Annotated in this window: 16 protein-coding genes; 13 read left to right on the forward strand and 3 right to left on the reverse strand. The window is 62.9% G+C overall.

Features of this window, described 5'->3' with window-relative positions:
• Positions 1-78: 78 nt before the first annotated feature.
• Positions 79-1,014: a Ppx/GppA family phosphatase gene (locus B0W55_RS25265; RefSeq protein WP_077048636.1), complete on the reverse strand. Its 936-nt coding sequence runs from the start codon at positions 1,012-1,014 to the stop codon at positions 79-81.
• Between the two features lie 166 nt (positions 1,015-1,180).
• On the opposite strand from B0W55_RS25265, the gene ppk2 reads away from it, so the two are divergent.
• On the forward strand, positions 1,181-2,098 hold the full coding sequence (gene ppk2, locus B0W55_RS25270) for a polyphosphate kinase 2 (protein WP_077048637.1): 918 nt from the start codon (positions 1,181-1,183) through the stop codon (positions 2,096-2,098).
• A gap of 130 nt (positions 2,099-2,228) precedes the next feature.
• Here the strand turns inward: ppk2 and B0W55_RS25275 are convergent, their stop codons facing one another.
• Complete coding sequence (locus B0W55_RS25275) at positions 2,229-3,227, reverse strand: bile acid:sodium symporter family protein (RefSeq protein WP_077048638.1); 999 nt, start codon at positions 3,225-3,227, stop codon at positions 2,229-2,231.
• A 506-nt stretch (positions 3,228-3,733) separates the two neighbouring features.
• Here B0W55_RS25275 and B0W55_RS25280 point away from each other — a divergent pair.
• From B0W55_RS25280 to B0W55_RS25310, 7 genes are all read left to right on the forward strand, one after another.
• Complete coding sequence (locus B0W55_RS25280; RefSeq protein ID WP_077048639.1) at positions 3,734-4,324, forward strand: amino acid synthesis family protein; 591 nt, start codon at positions 3,734-3,736, stop codon at positions 4,322-4,324.
• A gap of 42 nt (positions 4,325-4,366) precedes the next feature.
• On the forward strand, positions 4,367-5,200 hold the full coding sequence (locus B0W55_RS25285; RefSeq protein WP_077048640.1) for an alpha/beta fold hydrolase: 834 nt from the start codon (positions 4,367-4,369) through the stop codon (positions 5,198-5,200).
• Positions 5,197-6,678, forward strand: a complete 1,482-nt coding sequence (locus B0W55_RS25290) for an aldehyde dehydrogenase (RefSeq protein ID WP_077048641.1) — start codon at positions 5,197-5,199, stop codon at positions 6,676-6,678. The genes B0W55_RS25285 and B0W55_RS25290 overlap by 4 nt, the downstream gene beginning before the upstream one ends.
• A gap of 12 nt (positions 6,679-6,690) precedes the next feature.
• Positions 6,691-7,176, forward strand: a complete 486-nt coding sequence (locus B0W55_RS25295) for a flavin reductase family protein (RefSeq protein WP_077048642.1) — start codon at positions 6,691-6,693, stop codon at positions 7,174-7,176.
• 139 nt (positions 7,177-7,315) lie between these two features.
• Positions 7,316-7,705 carry a carboxymuconolactone decarboxylase family protein gene (locus B0W55_RS25300; RefSeq protein ID WP_077048643.1) on the forward strand — a complete coding sequence of 130 codons (390 nt, stop codon included), beginning with the start codon at positions 7,316-7,318 and terminating at the stop codon, positions 7,703-7,705.
• Positions 7,706-7,761: 56 nt separating this feature from the next.
• Positions 7,762-8,514 carry a GntR family transcriptional regulator gene (locus B0W55_RS25305; RefSeq protein ID WP_077048644.1) on the forward strand — a complete coding sequence of 251 codons (753 nt, stop codon included), beginning with the start codon at positions 7,762-7,764 and terminating at the stop codon, positions 8,512-8,514.
• Between the two features lie 2 nt (positions 8,515-8,516).
• Positions 8,517-9,080 (forward strand): NUDIX hydrolase, encoded by a 564-nt coding sequence (locus tag B0W55_RS25310; protein WP_077048645.1) that lies wholly within the window; start codon positions 8,517-8,519, stop codon positions 9,078-9,080.
• Between the two features lie 139 nt (positions 9,081-9,219).
• On the opposite strand, the gene B0W55_RS25315 is transcribed toward B0W55_RS25310, so the two are convergent.
• Positions 9,220-9,516: a DUF1330 domain-containing protein gene (locus B0W55_RS25315; RefSeq protein WP_077048646.1), complete on the reverse strand. Its 297-nt coding sequence runs from the start codon at positions 9,514-9,516 to the stop codon at positions 9,220-9,222.
• 69 nt (positions 9,517-9,585) lie between these two features.
• Here B0W55_RS25315 and ribBA point away from each other — a divergent pair, with 69 nt between their 5' ends.
• The 5 genes from ribBA (at position 9,586) to B0W55_RS25340 (ending at position 14,950) form a co-directional block, all read left to right on the forward strand.
• Positions 9,586-10,692: a bifunctional 3,4-dihydroxy-2-butanone-4-phosphate synthase/GTP cyclohydrolase II gene (gene ribBA, locus B0W55_RS25320; protein WP_077048647.1), complete on the forward strand. Its 1,107-nt coding sequence runs from the start codon at positions 9,586-9,588 to the stop codon at positions 10,690-10,692.
• 316 nt (positions 10,693-11,008) lie between these two features.
• A complete protein-coding gene (locus B0W55_RS25325) occupies positions 11,009-12,034 on the forward strand; it encodes an ABC transporter substrate-binding protein (protein WP_077048648.1) in 1,026 nt (341 codons plus the stop codon).
• Positions 12,031-12,963: an ABC transporter permease gene (locus tag B0W55_RS25330; RefSeq protein ID WP_077048649.1), complete on the forward strand. Its 933-nt coding sequence runs from the start codon at positions 12,031-12,033 to the stop codon at positions 12,961-12,963. Before B0W55_RS25325 ends, B0W55_RS25330 begins: the two co-directional genes overlap by 4 nt.
• 6 nt (positions 12,964-12,969) lie before the next feature.
• Positions 12,970-13,779 carry an ABC transporter permease gene (locus B0W55_RS25335; RefSeq protein ID WP_077048650.1) on the forward strand — a complete coding sequence of 270 codons (810 nt, stop codon included), beginning with the start codon at positions 12,970-12,972 and terminating at the stop codon, positions 13,777-13,779.
• A gap of 16 nt (positions 13,780-13,795) precedes the next feature.
• Entirely contained in the window at positions 13,796-14,950 is a 1,155-nt protein-coding gene (locus B0W55_RS25340; protein ID WP_077048651.1) for an ABC transporter ATP-binding protein, read from the forward strand.
• Positions 14,951-15,090 lie beyond the last annotated feature (140 nt).

Below are 15,090 nucleotides of genomic sequence, written 5' to 3' on the forward strand. Positions count from 1 at the left end.
CAGGCGACATCAATGTTGAATGAACTGCCGCTTTCGCGAGCAAGCCCGCTCCCACAGGGGTTTTGCATAGGGCTGCAATCAGTGCCGGGACATCAACCCATGCAACACGCCAAAGCGCAGCCCCGGCTCCGAGGGCGTCATGTGGGTGATGCCGAACACCTTGAACGCTGCCAGCATCAGCACCAGGCCGCCGGGCAAGATGCTCAGGCGATGGGGTTGCAGGCCGGCGAGCCGCAGCTTTTTGACCTGTCCGGCTTTGAGCAGCAGCAATGACAGGCGCAGCAACCCGCCGTAGGTGATACCGCTTTCACCCGGATCATTGAGGCCATTGGCACTGAGGATTTTCGCCAGCATGCGCGCGGTGCCGGAAGAGCCGATGGTCTGCTGCCAACCTTGGGACCGGTAATGGCGGGCCACCCTGTCGAACTCCAGCGTGGCGACCCATTCAGCCTCCAGCAGCGCCTCGGCGGTGATGCGTCCGTCGGCAAAATAGCGTGCGCCCAGGGTGCCGCTGCCGATGGCAATGCTTTCAGTGACCAGCGGCTGGGTGCCGCGCCCCAGGATCAACTCGGTCGAACCGCCACCGATATCCACCACCAGGCGCAGGTTCTGCGCGCATGGAAGCGTATGGGCGACCCCGGCATAGACCAGTCGGGCTTCTTCATGACCGCAGATCACATCAATGGGAAACCCCAGATGGCGTTCCGCGCTGGCCAGGAACAGCTGCGCATTGTCTGCCTCGCGCACCGCGCTGGTGGCCACCGCCCTCACCCGTCCCGCTTCAAAGCCGCGCAGCTTTTTGCCAAAGCGCGCCAACGCTTGCCAACCCCGATCCAGCGCCAGTTCATCCAGTGCCCCACCCTTAAACCCCTCGGCCAGACGCACGGGTTCACGCAAGGTTTTGACTTCCTGGATGGTGAACTCGCGGTTGCGCTTGACCGACTGGCCGATCATCAGGCGAAACGCGTTGGAGCCCAGGTCAACGGCCGCGAACAGTGGGGCTTCACCTTTCATGGTTGGGTTCCTGGCAGTGGCTCGAGGCGGTTTGCGACGATCCTGCCATGCCCCCGGTGACAGCCCGATGACAGGCCAATGAATTTCGCCATCATCTATCCGTCACCACGCCGTCACAGGCTGCGGCCTAGCATGGTCGCTTCCAACTTCGTCGGGAGTTCTGACCATGCTGTTGACCAACGACACCCTGATGCAACGCATTCACCGCGAGCTGCTCGACCATAGCGACGAAGAGCTGGAACTGGAGCTGCTGGAGGACGATCACGACCTCGAAGGGCTGTTCGACGAGCATTTGGGCGAAAGCCCGGAACGCCAGGAACGCCGCCGCTACTTCAGCGAACTGTTCCGCCTGCAGGGCGAACTGGTGAAGTTGCAGAGCTGGGTGGTGAAAACCGGACACAAGGTGGTGATCCTGTTTGAAGGTCGCGATGCGGCTGGCAAAGGTGGGGTGATCAAGCGCATTACCCAGCGGCTCAACCCACGGGTGTGCCGGGTCGCCGCCCTGCCCGCGCCGAACGATCGCGAACGCACCCAATGGTATTTCCAGCGCTACGTCTCGCACCTGCCGGCCGCCGGTGAAATCGTGCTGTTTGACCGCAGTTGGTACAACCGCGCCGGCGTCGAGCAAGTGATGGGCTTTTGCAATGAAGACCAGTACGAAGAGTTCTTTCGCACCGTGCCAGAGTTCGAGCGGATGCTGGCCCGTTCCGGTATCCAGCTCATCAAGTATTGGTTTTCAATCTCCGATCAGGAGCAGCACCTGCGCTTTCTCAGCCGCATCCATGACCCGCTCAAGCAATGGAAACTCAGCCCCATGGACCTGGAATCCCGCCGACGTTGGGAGGCCTATACCAAGGCCAAGGAAATCATGCTCGAACGCACCCACATCGCCGAAGCGCCATGGTGGGTGGTGCAGGCCGACGACAAGAAGAAGGCCCGGCTCAACTGCATCCATCACCTGCTCGGGCAGATGCCCTACGAGGAAGTGCAGCTCCCGGTGATCGAACTGCCAGAGCGTGTGCGCCAGGAAGACTACTCGCGCAGCCCGACGCCACCGCAAATCATCGTGCCGCAGGTTTACTGAGGGCCCTGCGCAAACCAAAACGGTGGGAGCGGGCTTGCTCGCGAAAGCAGTGTGTCAGTCGATAAATAGGTTGGATGACACACCGCTTTCGCGAGCAAGCCCGCTCCCACAAGGGGCCGTGCCCTCTGAATCAGGGATCGACGTGGCCCATCAGTTCCGCCACCGATTCCTGGCGCTTGGCATAACGCTGGGCCAGCACCGCGCAGACCATCAGTTGAATCTGATGGAACAGCATCAACGGCAGTATTAGCACGCCGATGGTGCTGCCGGCGAACAATACCTGGGCCATCGGTACACCGGTGGCCAGGCTTTTCTTGGAACCGCAGAACAGGATGGTGATGCGGTCTTCCATGCTGAAACCGAAGGCTTTGCCCAGCACGGTGGCGGCCACCAGCACCAGCCCCAGTACCACGCAGCAGGCCACCACCAGCCCCGCCAGATCACGCAGCGGAATCTGCTGCCAGATGCCCTCGTTGACCGCCTCACTGAACGCGCCGTACACCACCAGCAGAATCGACCCCTGATCGACGAACTTCAGCCAGCTCTTGTTGCGCCCCACCCAATCGCCGATCCAGCGCCGGGCGATCTGCCCGGCGATGAACGGCAGCAACAGTTGCACGCTGATCTTGAGGATCGCATCGACGGTCGAGCCGCCGTCACCGTGGACGTTGAGCAGCAGGGTCACCAGCAGTGGCGTGAGGAAGATGCCGAACAGGCTCGACGCCGCCGCGCTGCAAATCGCCGCCGGAATATTGCCCCGGGCCAGGGAAGTGAAGGCAATCGCCGACTGCACCGTGGCCGGCAAGGCGCAGAGGTAGAGCATGCCCATGTACAGGTCGGCGCCGATCAACGGCGACAACACGGGCTTGAGCGCCAGCCCCAGCAACGGGAACAGCACGAAAGTCAGGCCGAACACCAACAGATGCAGGCGCCAGTGACCGGCGCCGGCAATGATCGATTCCCGCGACAGCTTGGCGCCGTGCAGGAAAAACAGCAGCGCGATGGCGATGTTGGTCAACCAGCCAAAACCCACCGCCACCTGGCCGCTGGCGGGCAGAAAGCTGGCCAGAAGCACCACGGCGACCAGGGTCAGGGTGAAGTTGTCGGGGAGGAAACGTGGGCGGGTCATCGAGGGCGTCCGGGTTGGCCAGGAGTGTGATCCTGACTCTAGCGCGACTACCGGTTGCCGGCTAACGCTAGTAAGCCAATGGATGTCGCGTAACGGACAAAAGCACTCACTACCACTTTACCCGTGGCAGGGAGATTGATGGTTGCCAGAGAGATTGCCTGTGGCCAGGGAGATTGCCTGTGGTCAGAGAGATTGCATGTGGCCAGGAAGATTATCTGTGGCCAGGGATTACCTGTGGTCAGGGAGATTGTTTGTGGCGAGGGAGCTTGCTCCCGCTGGACTGCGTAGCAGGCCTTCTTTTCTGGGGGGCGCTGCGCGCCCGACGGGAGCAAGCTCCCTCGCCACAGGCAATCTCTCTGACCACAGGCAAGCTCCCTCGCCACAGGTTTGGCAATGACGCGTTTCATCGCCCCGCCAGCAGAATCTCGATCACGCCTCTTGCACAACCGATATTATGGTATACCATCAGACGCACAGACACCTTTTTACCCCCTACGGAGCAGCCCATGAGTTTCGAAATCCGCAAGATCGTCAGCTATGTCGAAGAAACCTTCATCGAAGGCGGCAAGGCCACCGATAAACCCGTGACCATGGTCGGGCTGGCGGTGGTGATGAAGAACCCTTGGCTGGGCAACGGCTTTGTCGAAGACCTCAAACCGCAGATCCGCGCCAACTGCTCCGACCTCGGTGCGCTGATGGTCGAGCGCCTGGTGGGCATCATCGGCGGCGCCGAGAAAATCGTAGCCTATGGCAAGGCGGCCGTGGTCGGTGCCGATGGCGAGATCGAGCACGCGTCGGCGGTGATCCACACCCTGCGCTTCGGCAACCACTACCGCGAAGCGGTCAAGGCCAAGAGCTACCTGAGCTTCACCAACAAGCGAGGCGGCCCGGGCACCTCGATCCAGATCCCGATGATGCACAAGGACGACGAGGGCCTGCGCTCGCACTACATCACCCTGGAAATGCAGATCGAAGACGCGCCGCGCGCCGACGAAATCGTCGTGGTCCTGGGTTGCGCCGATGGCGGCCGCCTGCACCCTCGCATCGGCAACCGTTACATCGACCTCGAAGAACTGGCCGCCGAAAACGCCCAGTAATACGGTCGGTCACTCCAACAAGAAGGCATGCAGGAGCGCTCCATGATTCGGCTCACCGCTGAACGCACCCCGGCTGGCACCAGTTACCTGGCGACCGGCCAAGGCCAGCCCGTGGTCTTGATCCACGGCGTGGGCCTGAATAAAGAAATGTGGGGCGGCCAGATCGTTGGCCTGAGCACCCAGTACCGCGTGATCGCTTACGACATGCTCGGTCATGGCGCCAGCCCGCGTCCGGAAAGCGGCACGCCCCTGCTCGGTTACGCCGATCAGTTGCTGGAGTTGCTCGATCACCTGCAATTGCCCAAGGCGGCGGTCATCGGTTTCTCCATGGGCGGGCTGGTAGCGCGGGCGTTCGCCCTGCATTACCCGCAACGCCTGCAAAGCCTGGTGGTGCTCAACAGCGTGTTCAATCGCAGCGCCGAGCAGCGCGCTGGCGTCATTGCCCGCACGGCGCAGGCGGCGGAGCACGGGCCGGATGCCAATGCCGAAGCGGCGCTGTCGCGCTGGTTCAGCCGCGAATACCAGGCGGCCAACCCGGCGCAGATCGCCGCGCTGCGCCAGACCCTGGCGCAGAACGATCCGCAGGGTTACCTGACCACCTATGAACTGTTCGCCACCCAGGACATGTACCGCGCCGACGACCTGGCCGACATCCAGGTGCCGACCCTGGTGGCCACCGGCGAACTGGACCCCGGGTCGACACCGGACATGGCCGAGCAACTGGCCCGGCGCATTCCCGGCGCGACGGTTGCGGTGCTTGCCGAGCAGCGGCATATGATGCCCGTAGAATCGCCGCGCCTGGTCAACCAGCTGTTGCTGGAGTTTCTCGACCGGGCGCACTCCCGACAAAATCAAATAAAGGGGAACGTTGCATGACACTCGCACGCTTCCAGATGTGCATCGGCGGTGAATGGGTCGATGCCCTCTCGGGCAAGACCTTCGAAAGCCTCAACCCGGCCCTGGCCCAGGCCTGGGCCGAACTGCCCGATGCCGACGAAGCCGATGTCGAGCGCGCCGTGCAGGCTGCGCAGACCGCCTTCGACAGCCCGGCCTGGCGCGGCTTGACCGCCACCGCACGCGGCAAACTGCTGCGACGCCTGGGCGACCTGATCGCCGAAAACAAGGAACAACTGGCGCAGCTGGAAAGCCGCGACAACGGCAAGCTGATCCGCGAAACCCGTGGCCAGGTCGGCTATCTGCCGGAGTTCTTCCACTACACCGCGGGCCTGGCCGACAAGCTCGAAGGCGGCACCCTGCCCCTCGACAAGCCCGACCTGTTCGCCTACACCGTGCACGAAGCCATGGGCGTGGTCGCGGCGATCATTCCGTGGAACAGCCCGCTGTACCTGACCGCGATCAAACTGGCCCCCGCGTTGGCGGCGGGCAACACCATCGTGATCAAGCCGTCCGAGCACGCTTCGGCGACCATTCTCGAACTGGCGCGCCTGGCGCTTGAAGCCGGCATTCCGCCGGGGGTGGTCAACGTCGTCACCGGTTACGGCCCGAGCACCGGCGCCGCCCTCACCCGCCACCCGCTGGTGCGCAAGATTGCCTTCACCGGCGGTGCGGCCACGGCGCGACATGTGGTGCGCAGCAGTGCCGAGAACTTTGCCAAGTTGTCCCTGGAACTGGGCGGCAAATCACCGAACATCATCTTCGCCGACGCTGATCTGGACAGCGCGATCAACGGTGCCATCGCCGGGATCTACGCCGCTTCCGGGCAAAGTTGCGTGTCCGGTTCGCGGCTGCTGGTTCAGGACGAAATCTACGACGAGTTCGTCGAGCGCCTGGTCGAACGCGCCAAGTGCATTCGCATCGGCAATCCGCAGGAAGACAACAGTGAAATGGGCCCGATGGCCACCGCGCAGCAGTTGGCGGTGGTTGAAGGTTTGGTCGCCGACGCGATTGCCGAAGGGGCGCGCCTGCGCCTGGGTGGCAAGCGCCCGGCCGATCTCGGTGACGGCTGGTTCTATGAACCGACGCTGTTCGAGTGCGACCGCAATTCGATGAAAATCATGCAGGAAGAAGTGTTCGGCCCCGTGGCATCGGTCATCCGTTTCAAGGACGAAGCCGAAGCGCTGGCCATCGCCAACGACTCGCAGTTCGGCCTCGCCGCCGGCATCTGGACCCGCGACCTGGGCCGCGCCCATCGCCTGGCCCGGGACGTGCGTTCGGGGATCATCTGGGTCAACACCTACCGCGCGGTGTCGGCCATGGCGCCGATCGGCGGCTTCAAGAACAGTGGCTATGGACGCGAAAGCGGCATCGATTCGGTGCTGGCCTACACCGAGCTGAAAACGGTGTGGATCAACCTCTCCCAGGCGCCCATGCCTGATCCGTTTGTGATGCGCTAGGAGTTTTACGAAATGATCGAACCCGGCATTTACAAAGACGTCATGAGCTCGTTTCCGTCCGGCGTCACGGTGGTCACCACCCTGGACCCGGACGGCGGCATCGTCGGCATCACCGCCAGCGCCTTCAGTGCGCTGTCGATCGACCCGGCCCTGGTGCTGTTCTGCCCCAACTATGGCTCCGACACCTACCCGGTGCTGCGCGACAGCAAGCAGTTCGCGATCCACCTGCTGTCCGCCGACCAGACCGCCGAAGCCTATGCCTTCGCCGGCAAGGGCAAGGACAAAGCCAAGGGCATCGACTGGCACTTGAGCGAACTGGGCAACCCGATCCTGGCCAAGGCCACGGCGATCATCGAGTGCGAACTGTGGCGCGAATACGACGGCGGCGACCACGCGATCATCGTCGGCGCAGTGAAGAACCTGATCCTGCCCGAGCAACCGGTGACGCCGATGATTTATCACAAGGGCAAGCTGGGGCCGCTGCCGACCCTGGCCTGATCGGATTACACGCAATCCCAAATGTGGGAGCGGGCTTGCTCGCGAAGGCGTCGTGTCAGGCAACATGAATGCTGAATGCCAATCCGCTTTCGCGAGCAAGCCCGCTCCCACAGGGGGGCCTGTGTCGAGAGGAAGAATGATGAGCAACGAAAAATACGAAAAAGGTTTGCAGATCCGCACCCAGGTGCTCGGTCGAGCCTATGTGCAGCGCTCCATCGAGAACGCCGACGACTTCACCCGCCCCTTGCAGGAGATGGTCACCGAGTATTGCTGGGGCCATGTCTGGGGTCGTGAGGGCTTGTCGCTCAAGGAGCGCAGCATGATCAACCTGGCGATGATCTCGGCCTTGAATCGCCCGCACGAACTCAAGCTGCATGTGCGCGGCGCCTTGCGTAACGGCTTGAGTCGTGAGCAAATACGCGAAATTCTGCTTCAGGTCGGCATTTATTGCGGGGTTCCCGCCGCCGTGGACAGCTTCCGGCTGGCCCGTGAAGCCTTCGCCGAAGCCGACGCCGAGGCCTCCAGTTAACCCTCGGCTGTTTTGATGCCCGCCTGGCATGGACAGCCACCGAAAGAGCGTACCCCATGAAACGCCTGCCACTCGACGACAGCTTCAAGGTCAATCGCAACCCCGTTACCCTGCGCGAAATCGTGCTGGATAAACTGCGCAGCGCCATCATGAACTTCCAGCTTCTGCCGGGAGATCGTCTGGTCGAACGCGACCTGTGCGATCGCCTGGGCGTGAGTCGCACTTCGGTACGCGAAGCCTTGCGCCACCTGGAATCCGAAGGCCTGGTGGAATTCGCCGACGCCAAGGGCCCGCGCGTCGCCATCATCACCCTGGCCGATGCCGTCGATATCTACGAACTGCGCTGCGTGCTCGAAGGCCTGATCGTCCAGCTGTTCACCCTGCGGGCCAAGGCCAAGGACATCAAGGCACTGGAAAAAGCCCTGGAGGTCAACCGCCAGGCGCTCAAGGAAGGCGAGCTGCAGACCGTCATCGATTCGGTGCAGGGCTTCTACGACGTGCTGCTCGAAGGCTCCGGCAACCATGTGGCGGCCACTCAGTTGCGCCAGTTGCAGGCACGCATCAGCTACTTGCGTGCGACGTCGGTGTCCCAGGAAAACCGTCGTGGCGCCAGCAACCAGGAAATGGAGCGCATGGTCGAGGCGATCAAGGGCGGCGATCCGCTGGTGGCCCACCAGGCCTGCGTCGACCACGTGCGCGCCGCCGCCACCGTGGCCCTCGACTACCTCAAGCGCCAACAGGAAGAAACCGGGGCGATTCCCGAGATCACCCAGCCCATCGCACTGAAAGAACCCCGCATAGGACGTTGATCATGTTCAGCCCGAGCTTTTGTCCGAAATGCGGCAGCAATGACCTCAAGTCACAGCTGCCGCCGGGCGATACGCACGAGCGCCTGATGTGCCGCGGCTGCGGCTACATCCACTACGTCAATCCGAAAATCATCGCCGGCTGCATCATCGAGCAGGACGGCAAATACCTGCTGTGCCAACGGGCGATCCCGCCGCGCCCGGGCACCTGGACCCTCCCGGCGGGCTTCATGGAAGCCGGCGAGACCACCGAGCAGGCGGCGTTGCGCGAGGTCTGGGAAGAGAGCGGCGTGCGCGGGGAAATCCTCTCGCCCTACTCGATCTTCAGCGTGCCGAAGATCAGCGAGGTGTACATCATCTTCCGCGCCATCGCCCTGGAGATCACCGGCCAGTTCGGCCCGGAAACCCTCGACTACAAGTTCTTCGCCCCCGAGGACATTCCCTGGGACAGCATTTACTACCCGGCGATCCGCCAGATCCTCGAGCGCTACATCGAGGAACGCCAGGCCGGGGTCTACGGCATCTACATCGGCAACGACGACAGCGGCAAGATTCACTTCATCCGCTGACCCCTGTGCACACAATACCCACTGTAGGAGCGAGCATGCTCGCGATGGACACATGGCCGACACGGGTTGTCTGGCACCCCGCGTTATCGTTTACGTCCATCGCGAGCATGCTCGCTCCTACAGGGTGAAGTGGTGTCGGTTATAGCGGTGCCACGCCCTCGACAATGACGATCTCAGCCTCCCCCGCGCCTTCGCGGTGCTTCTTCGCCTCCTGGTATTCCGGCGACCGATAACACGCCAGCGCCTGCTCGTACGAGTCGAATTCGATCACCACGTTGCGCTGCGCCGCCGGCCCGCCTTCGAGCCCTTCACTGCGCCCGCCCCGGGCCAGCATCCGCCCGCCGTACTTGGCAAACGCCTGGGGCGCGCGCTGGGTGTATTGGCTGTATTGATCCGGGTCGGTGACATTCACGTGAGCTATCCAGTACGCCTTCATAGTGACCTCGCGGTTTATTTTGTATCATGGTATACCATAATATGACTTAACCAGCCCTGAGACTCCAGCATGCCTTTCAACAGTATCGAAGAAATCATCGCAGATTATCGCCTCGGCAAAATGGTCCTGCTGGTGGACGACGAGGACCGGGAAAACGAAGGCGATCTGCTGCTGGCCGCCGACTGCTGCAGCGCCGAAGCCATCAGCTTCATGGCCCGGGAAGCCCGGGGCCTGATCTGCCTGACCCTGACCGACGAACACTGCCAGCGCCTGGGCCTGGAACAAATGGTGCCGAGCAATGGCAGCGTGTTCAGCACTGCCTTTACCGTGTCCATCGAAGCCGCCAGCGGCGTGACCACCGGCATTTCCGCCGCCGACCGCGCCCGCACCGTCGCGGCCGCCGTGGCCCCTGGCGCCAGCGCCGCCGATATCGTGCAACCGGGCCACATCTTTCCCCTGCGTGCCCGGGAAGGCGGCGTACTGACCCGCGCCGGGCATACCGAGGCCGGCTGCGACCTGGCACGCCTGGCCGGTTTCACCCCGGCGTCGGTGATCGTCGAAGTCATGAACGACGACGGCACCATGGCCCGCCGCCCGGATCTGGAGGTGTTTGCGCGCAGGCACGGGATCAAGATCGGCACCATCGCTGACCTGATCCACTACCGCCTGAGCACCGAGCACACGGTCGAGCGCATCGGCGAACGTGAACTGCCCACCGTGCATGGCACCTTTCGTCTGATCACCTTTGAGGATCGCATTGAGGGCGGTGTCCACATGGCCATGGTCATGGGCGAATTGCGCCGCGATGAAGCGACCCTGGTGCGGGTGCATGTGATCGATCCGCTGCGCGATCTGGTCGGCGCCGAATACAGCGGCCCCAGCAACTGGACGCTGTGGGCGGCGTTGCAGCGGGTGGCCGAGGAAGGTCGCGGCGTGGTGGTGGTGCTGGCCAACCATGAATCGTCCCAGGCGCTGCTCGAACGGGTGCCGCATTTGACCCAGACGCCACGGCAGTTCAGCCGCTCGCAGTCGCGGATTTATTCGGAGGTGGGCACCGGCGCGCAGATCTTGCAGAACCTGGGCGTGGGCAAACTGCGCCACCTGGGCCCACCGCTGAAGTATGCAGGCTTGACCGGGTATGACCTGGAGGTGGTGGAGAGCATCCCGTTTAGCTAATAGCCCGGCGCATAAAGACGCTGTTGTGGGGTGGGAGCTTGCTTCTGCCGGGTTGCGAAGCGGCTCCCTTGCCCGTGAAAAGAAAGGGACTGCTGCGCAGTCCAGCGGGAGCAAGCTCCCTCGCCACAGGGATCTGCTGAACAGCAAAACACGCATTTGGCAGATAGCCGGTACGGCAAAACCCTTGCACAAAGTTTGGAATACCATAATATGATATTCCATAGACCGGACAGTCATCGCGACTCGATGGACCTACAGCTCCCGATAGCCGGGCAGTGAAAGCCCCGCTCATAAACACAACAATGAGGGCGTGAACATGGTGTTGAACAAAGGTGTATCCGCAATGCTGTTTGCGGGACTGCTGAGCATGACCAGCCAGGCGTTGATGGCCGCCGAGAGCGTCAACTTCGTCAGTTGGGGCGGCAGCACCCAGGATGCGCAGAAGCAGGCCTGGGCCGATCCGTTCAGCAAGGCCAGCGGCATCACCGTGGTCCAGGACGGCCCCACCGACTACGGCAAGCTCAAGGCCATGGTCGAGAGCGGCAACGTGCAGTGGGACGTGGTCGACGTCGAAGCCGACTTTGCCTTGCGCGCCGCCTCCGAAGGCTTGCTCGAACCCCTGGACTTCAAAGTCATCGAGCGCGACAAGATCGACCCGCGCTTTGTCACCGATCACGGCGTCGGCTCGTTCTTCTTCTCCTTTGTCCTTGGCTACAACGAGGGCAAGCTCGGCGCCGCCAAGCCTCAGGACTGGACCGCGCTGTTCGACACCAAGACCTACCCCGGCAAACGCGCCCTCTACAAATGGCCAAGCCCCGGCGTGCTCGAACTGGCGCTGCTGGCCGACGGCGTACCGGCCGACAAGCTCTACCCGCTGGACCTGGACCGCGCCTTCAAGAAACTCGACACCATCAAGAAAGACATCGTCTGGTGGGGCGGCGGCGCCCAGTCGCAGCAGTTGTTGGCCTCCGGTGAAGCCAGCCTGGGCCAGTTCTGGAACGGTCGCATCCACGCCCTTCAGGAAGACGGTGCGCCGGTGGGCGTAAGCTGGAAACAGAACCTGGTGATGGCCGACATCCTGGTCATTCCCAAGGGCTCGAAGAACAAGGACGCGGCGATGAAGTTCCTGGCCAACGCCAGCAGCGCCAAAGGCCAGGCCGACTTCTCCAACCTGACCGCCTACGCCCCGGTCAACGTCGACAGCGTGGCGCGCCTGGATTCGGTGCTGGCGCCCAACCTGCCGACCGCTTACGCAAAGGACCAAATCACTCTTGATTTCGCGTACTGGGCCAAGAACGGTCCGGCCATCGCGACACGGTGGAACGAATGGCTGGTCAAATGAAAATGACGGTAACCGCGACCCGTCCATCCACGCCTGTCGGCAGTGCCTTGGGCGCTGCCGCCAAGGCCGCTGCGATGACTCAATCCCCGACCCTGGCCCAGCGCTGGCGCGGTTCGGGCAACCTGATCCCGGCTCTGCTGTTCCTCGGCCTGTTTTTCCTGGCCCCACTGATCGGCCTGTTGCTGCGCGGCGTGCTGGAACCGGTGCCGGGCCTGGGCAACTACGAGCAGTTGTTCGCCAACTCGGCCTATGCGCGGGTCTTGCTCAACACCTTTTCGGTGGCCGGCCTGGTGACCCTGTTCAGCCTGCTGCTGGGCTTTCCGCTGGCCTGGGCGATCACCCTGGTGCCACGGGGCTGGGGCCGCTGGATCCTGAACATCGTGCTGCTGTCGATGTGGACCAGCCTGCTGGCCCGCACCTACTCCTGGCTGGTGCTGCTGCAAGCCTCCGGGGTGATCAACAAGGTCTTGATGGCCATGGGCATCATCGATCAACCGCTGGAGATGGTGCATAACCTCACCGGCGTGGTGATCGGCATGAGCTACATCATGATCCCGTTCATCGTGCTGCCGTTGCAGGCGACCATGCAGGCCATCGACCCGATGATCCTGCAGGCCGGCTCGATCTGCGGCGCCAGCCCCTGGACCAACTTCTTCCGGGTGTTCCTGCCGCTGTGCCGGCCGGGGCTGTTTTCCGGTGGCCTGATGGTGTTCGTGATGTCGCTCGGTTACTACGTCACCCCGGCGCTGCTCGGTGGTGCGCAAAACATGATGCTGCCCGAGTTCATCATTCAGCAGGTGCAGTCGTTCCTCAACTGGGGCCTGGCCAGCGCCGGTGCCGCGTTGCTGATCGTCATTACGCTGGTGTTGTTCTACTTCTACCTGAAGCTCCAGCCGGAATCCCCGGTTGGCGCCAGCAACGCGAGGTAAGCCGTCATGCTCCTGACCCCCAATGCCATGAGCCGCCGGATGCGTTTCGGCCTGTATTTCACCACCGGGACGATCGGCCTGTTCCTGCTGTTGCCGATCGTGTTCATCGTGCTGCTGTCGTTCGGTTCATCGCAGTGGCTGGTGTTCCCGCCACCGGGCTGGACGCTGAAATGGTACGGCCAGTTCTTCTCCAACGCCGATTGGATGAACGCGGCCATGGCCAGCCTCAAGGTTGCGGTGCTGACCACGATCTTTGCCGTGGCCCTGGGCCTGCCCACCGCGTTCGCGTTGGTACGCGGTCGCTTCCCCGGCCGGGAAATGCTCTACGGCCTGTTCACCCTGCCGATGATCGTGCCGCTGGTGATCATCGCCGTGGCGGTGTACGCGCTGTTCCTCAAGCTGGGCTACACCGGGACCCTGTTCGCGTTCGTGGTCAGCCACGTGATCGTCGCGTTGCCGTTCACCATCATCTCGATCATCAACTCGCTGAAGCTGTTCGATCAGTCGATCGAAGACGCGGCGGTGATCTGCGGCGCTTCACGCCTGCAAGCGGTGTTCAAGGTGACCTTCCCGGCGATTCGTCCGGGCATGGTGGCCGGCGCCCTCTTCGCCTTCCTTGTGTCCTGGGACGAAGTGGTGCTGAGCGTGATGATGGCCAGCCCGACCCTGCAAACCCTTCCCGTGAAAATGTGGACCACCCTGCGCCAGGACCTGACACCGGTGATCGCCGTCGCTTCGACGCTGCTGATCGGCCTGTCGGTGTTGGTCATGGTCATCGCCGCTGCCCTGCGCCGGCGCAACGAAATCCGCGCCTGAGCGCCAGGAGTACGACATGAGTGCAGTGATCAAAGATACCGCGCAGCAAAACGACAAGCCCCTGGTGAGCCTGCGTGGCCTGAACAAGTACTACGGCGATTTTGCCGCCGTGGACGACATCTCGCTGGACATCAAGGACGGTGAGTTCCTGACCTTCCTCGGCTCCAGCGGCTCCGGCAAAAGCACCACCCTGTCGATGCTCGCCGGCTTCGAAACCCCGAGCAGCGGCGAGATCCTGGTCGACGGTCAGTCGCTGGTCAACGTACCGCCGCACAAGCGCGACATCGGCATGGTGTTCCAGCGTTACTCGCTGTTCCCGCACCTGTCGGTGCGCGACAACATCGCCTTCCCGTTGCAGATCCGCAAACTGGCCAGCGCCGAACGCGAGCGCCGGGTCGATGCGATGCTCAAGCTGGTGCAACTGGAAGCGTTCGCCCATCGCCGCCCTTCGCAACTGTCCGGCGGCCAGCAACAGCGCGTGGCCATCGCCCGGGCGCTGGTCTATGAACCGCGCATCCTGCTGATGGACGAACCCCTCGGCGCGCTGGACAAGAAACTGCGCGAAGACCTGCAGGATGAACTGCGTCAGCTGCATCGGCGCCTGGGCATCACCATCGTCTACGTGACCCACGACCAGGAAGAAGCCATGCGTCTGTCCCAGCGCATCGCGATCTTCAGCCACGGCAAGATCGTCGGCCTGGGCAGCGGCTACGACCTGTACCAGAACCCGCCGAATGCTTTTGTCGCTTCGTTCCTGGGTAACTCGAACTTCCTCAAGCTCAAGGCTCAGGGCAATGCGGTGGCTTTGTTTGAAGGTCAGGCGCTGTCGATCCGCCTGACAGCGGGCCTGCAAACCGATCAGGACGTGCTGCTGATGGTGCGCCCGGAAAAGGCTGTGGCCTTGAGCGTGCAGCAGGCCATCGAGCAACCGCTGGCCGCCGGTTGGAACGAAGTCTCGGCCAAGGTGGTGGAAGTGTTGTTCCTGGGTGAAAGCCAGACCTGCAGCGTGGTGACGTCGGGCGGCACCTCGATGACCGTCAAGGCGCTGTCGGCCGCCGGCATGCCGCTCAAGGCGGGCGACCCGGTGCAGGTGCGCTGGGCCACGGCGGATGCCTGTGTTTATACCGAATGGGCGGAGAGTGATTTGAACAAGGCGGCGGGTGCCCACTGAGGGTGAGCCGCGGTTGAAGTGTCACCCTTGGGCCGCCGCAACGTCGGGTTGGGGCGGTCTTTTTTTATGTGGCTGATTTCGAGTCCTGTAGTGTTCGTGCCGGCGCCTTCGCGAGCAAGCCCGCTCCCACATTTGGAATG

The sequence above is a fragment of the Pseudomonas sp. KK4 genome (assembly GCF_001984065.1).
GTDB lineage: Bacteria > Pseudomonadota > Gammaproteobacteria > Pseudomonadales > Pseudomonadaceae > Aquipseudomonas.

Coding starts and splice junctions, on each gene's coding strand:
- ppk2 (WP_077048637.1), top strand. CDS start 1,181: ATGCTGTTGACCAACGACACCCTGATGCAACGCATTCACCGCGAGCTG.
- B0W55_RS25325 (WP_077048648.1), top strand. CDS start 11,009: ATGGTGTTGAACAAAGGTGTATCCGCAATGCTGTTTGCGGGACTGCTG.
- B0W55_RS25305 (WP_077048644.1), top strand. CDS start 7,762: ATGAAACGCCTGCCACTCGACGACAGCTTCAAGGTCAATCGCAACCCC.
- B0W55_RS25275 (WP_077048638.1), bottom strand. CDS start 3,227: ATGACCCGCCCACGTTTCCTCCCCGACAACTTCACCCTGACCCTGGTC.
- B0W55_RS25300 (WP_077048643.1), top strand. CDS start 7,316: ATGAGCAACGAAAAATACGAAAAAGGTTTGCAGATCCGCACCCAGGTG.
- B0W55_RS25290 (WP_077048641.1), top strand. CDS start 5,197: ATGACACTCGCACGCTTCCAGATGTGCATCGGCGGTGAATGGGTCGAT.
- B0W55_RS25310 (WP_077048645.1), top strand. CDS start 8,517: ATGTTCAGCCCGAGCTTTTGTCCGAAATGCGGCAGCAATGACCTCAAG.
- B0W55_RS25295 (WP_077048642.1), top strand. CDS start 6,691: ATGATCGAACCCGGCATTTACAAAGACGTCATGAGCTCGTTTCCGTCC.
- B0W55_RS25315 (WP_077048646.1), bottom strand. CDS start 9,516: ATGAAGGCGTACTGGATAGCTCACGTGAATGTCACCGACCCGGATCAA.
- B0W55_RS25285 (WP_077048640.1), top strand. CDS start 4,367: ATGATTCGGCTCACCGCTGAACGCACCCCGGCTGGCACCAGTTACCTG.
- B0W55_RS25265 (WP_077048636.1), bottom strand. CDS start 1,014: ATGAAAGGTGAAGCCCCACTGTTCGCGGCCGTTGACCTGGGCTCCAAC.
- B0W55_RS25335 (WP_077048650.1), top strand. CDS start 12,970: ATGCTCCTGACCCCCAATGCCATGAGCCGCCGGATGCGTTTCGGCCTG.
- ribBA (WP_077048647.1), top strand. CDS start 9,586: ATGCCTTTCAACAGTATCGAAGAAATCATCGCAGATTATCGCCTCGGC.
- B0W55_RS25330 (WP_077048649.1), top strand. CDS start 12,031: ATGAAAATGACGGTAACCGCGACCCGTCCATCCACGCCTGTCGGCAGT.
- B0W55_RS25340 (WP_077048651.1), top strand. CDS start 13,796: ATGAGTGCAGTGATCAAAGATACCGCGCAGCAAAACGACAAGCCCCTG.
- B0W55_RS25280 (WP_077048639.1), top strand. CDS start 3,734: ATGAGTTTCGAAATCCGCAAGATCGTCAGCTATGTCGAAGAAACCTTC.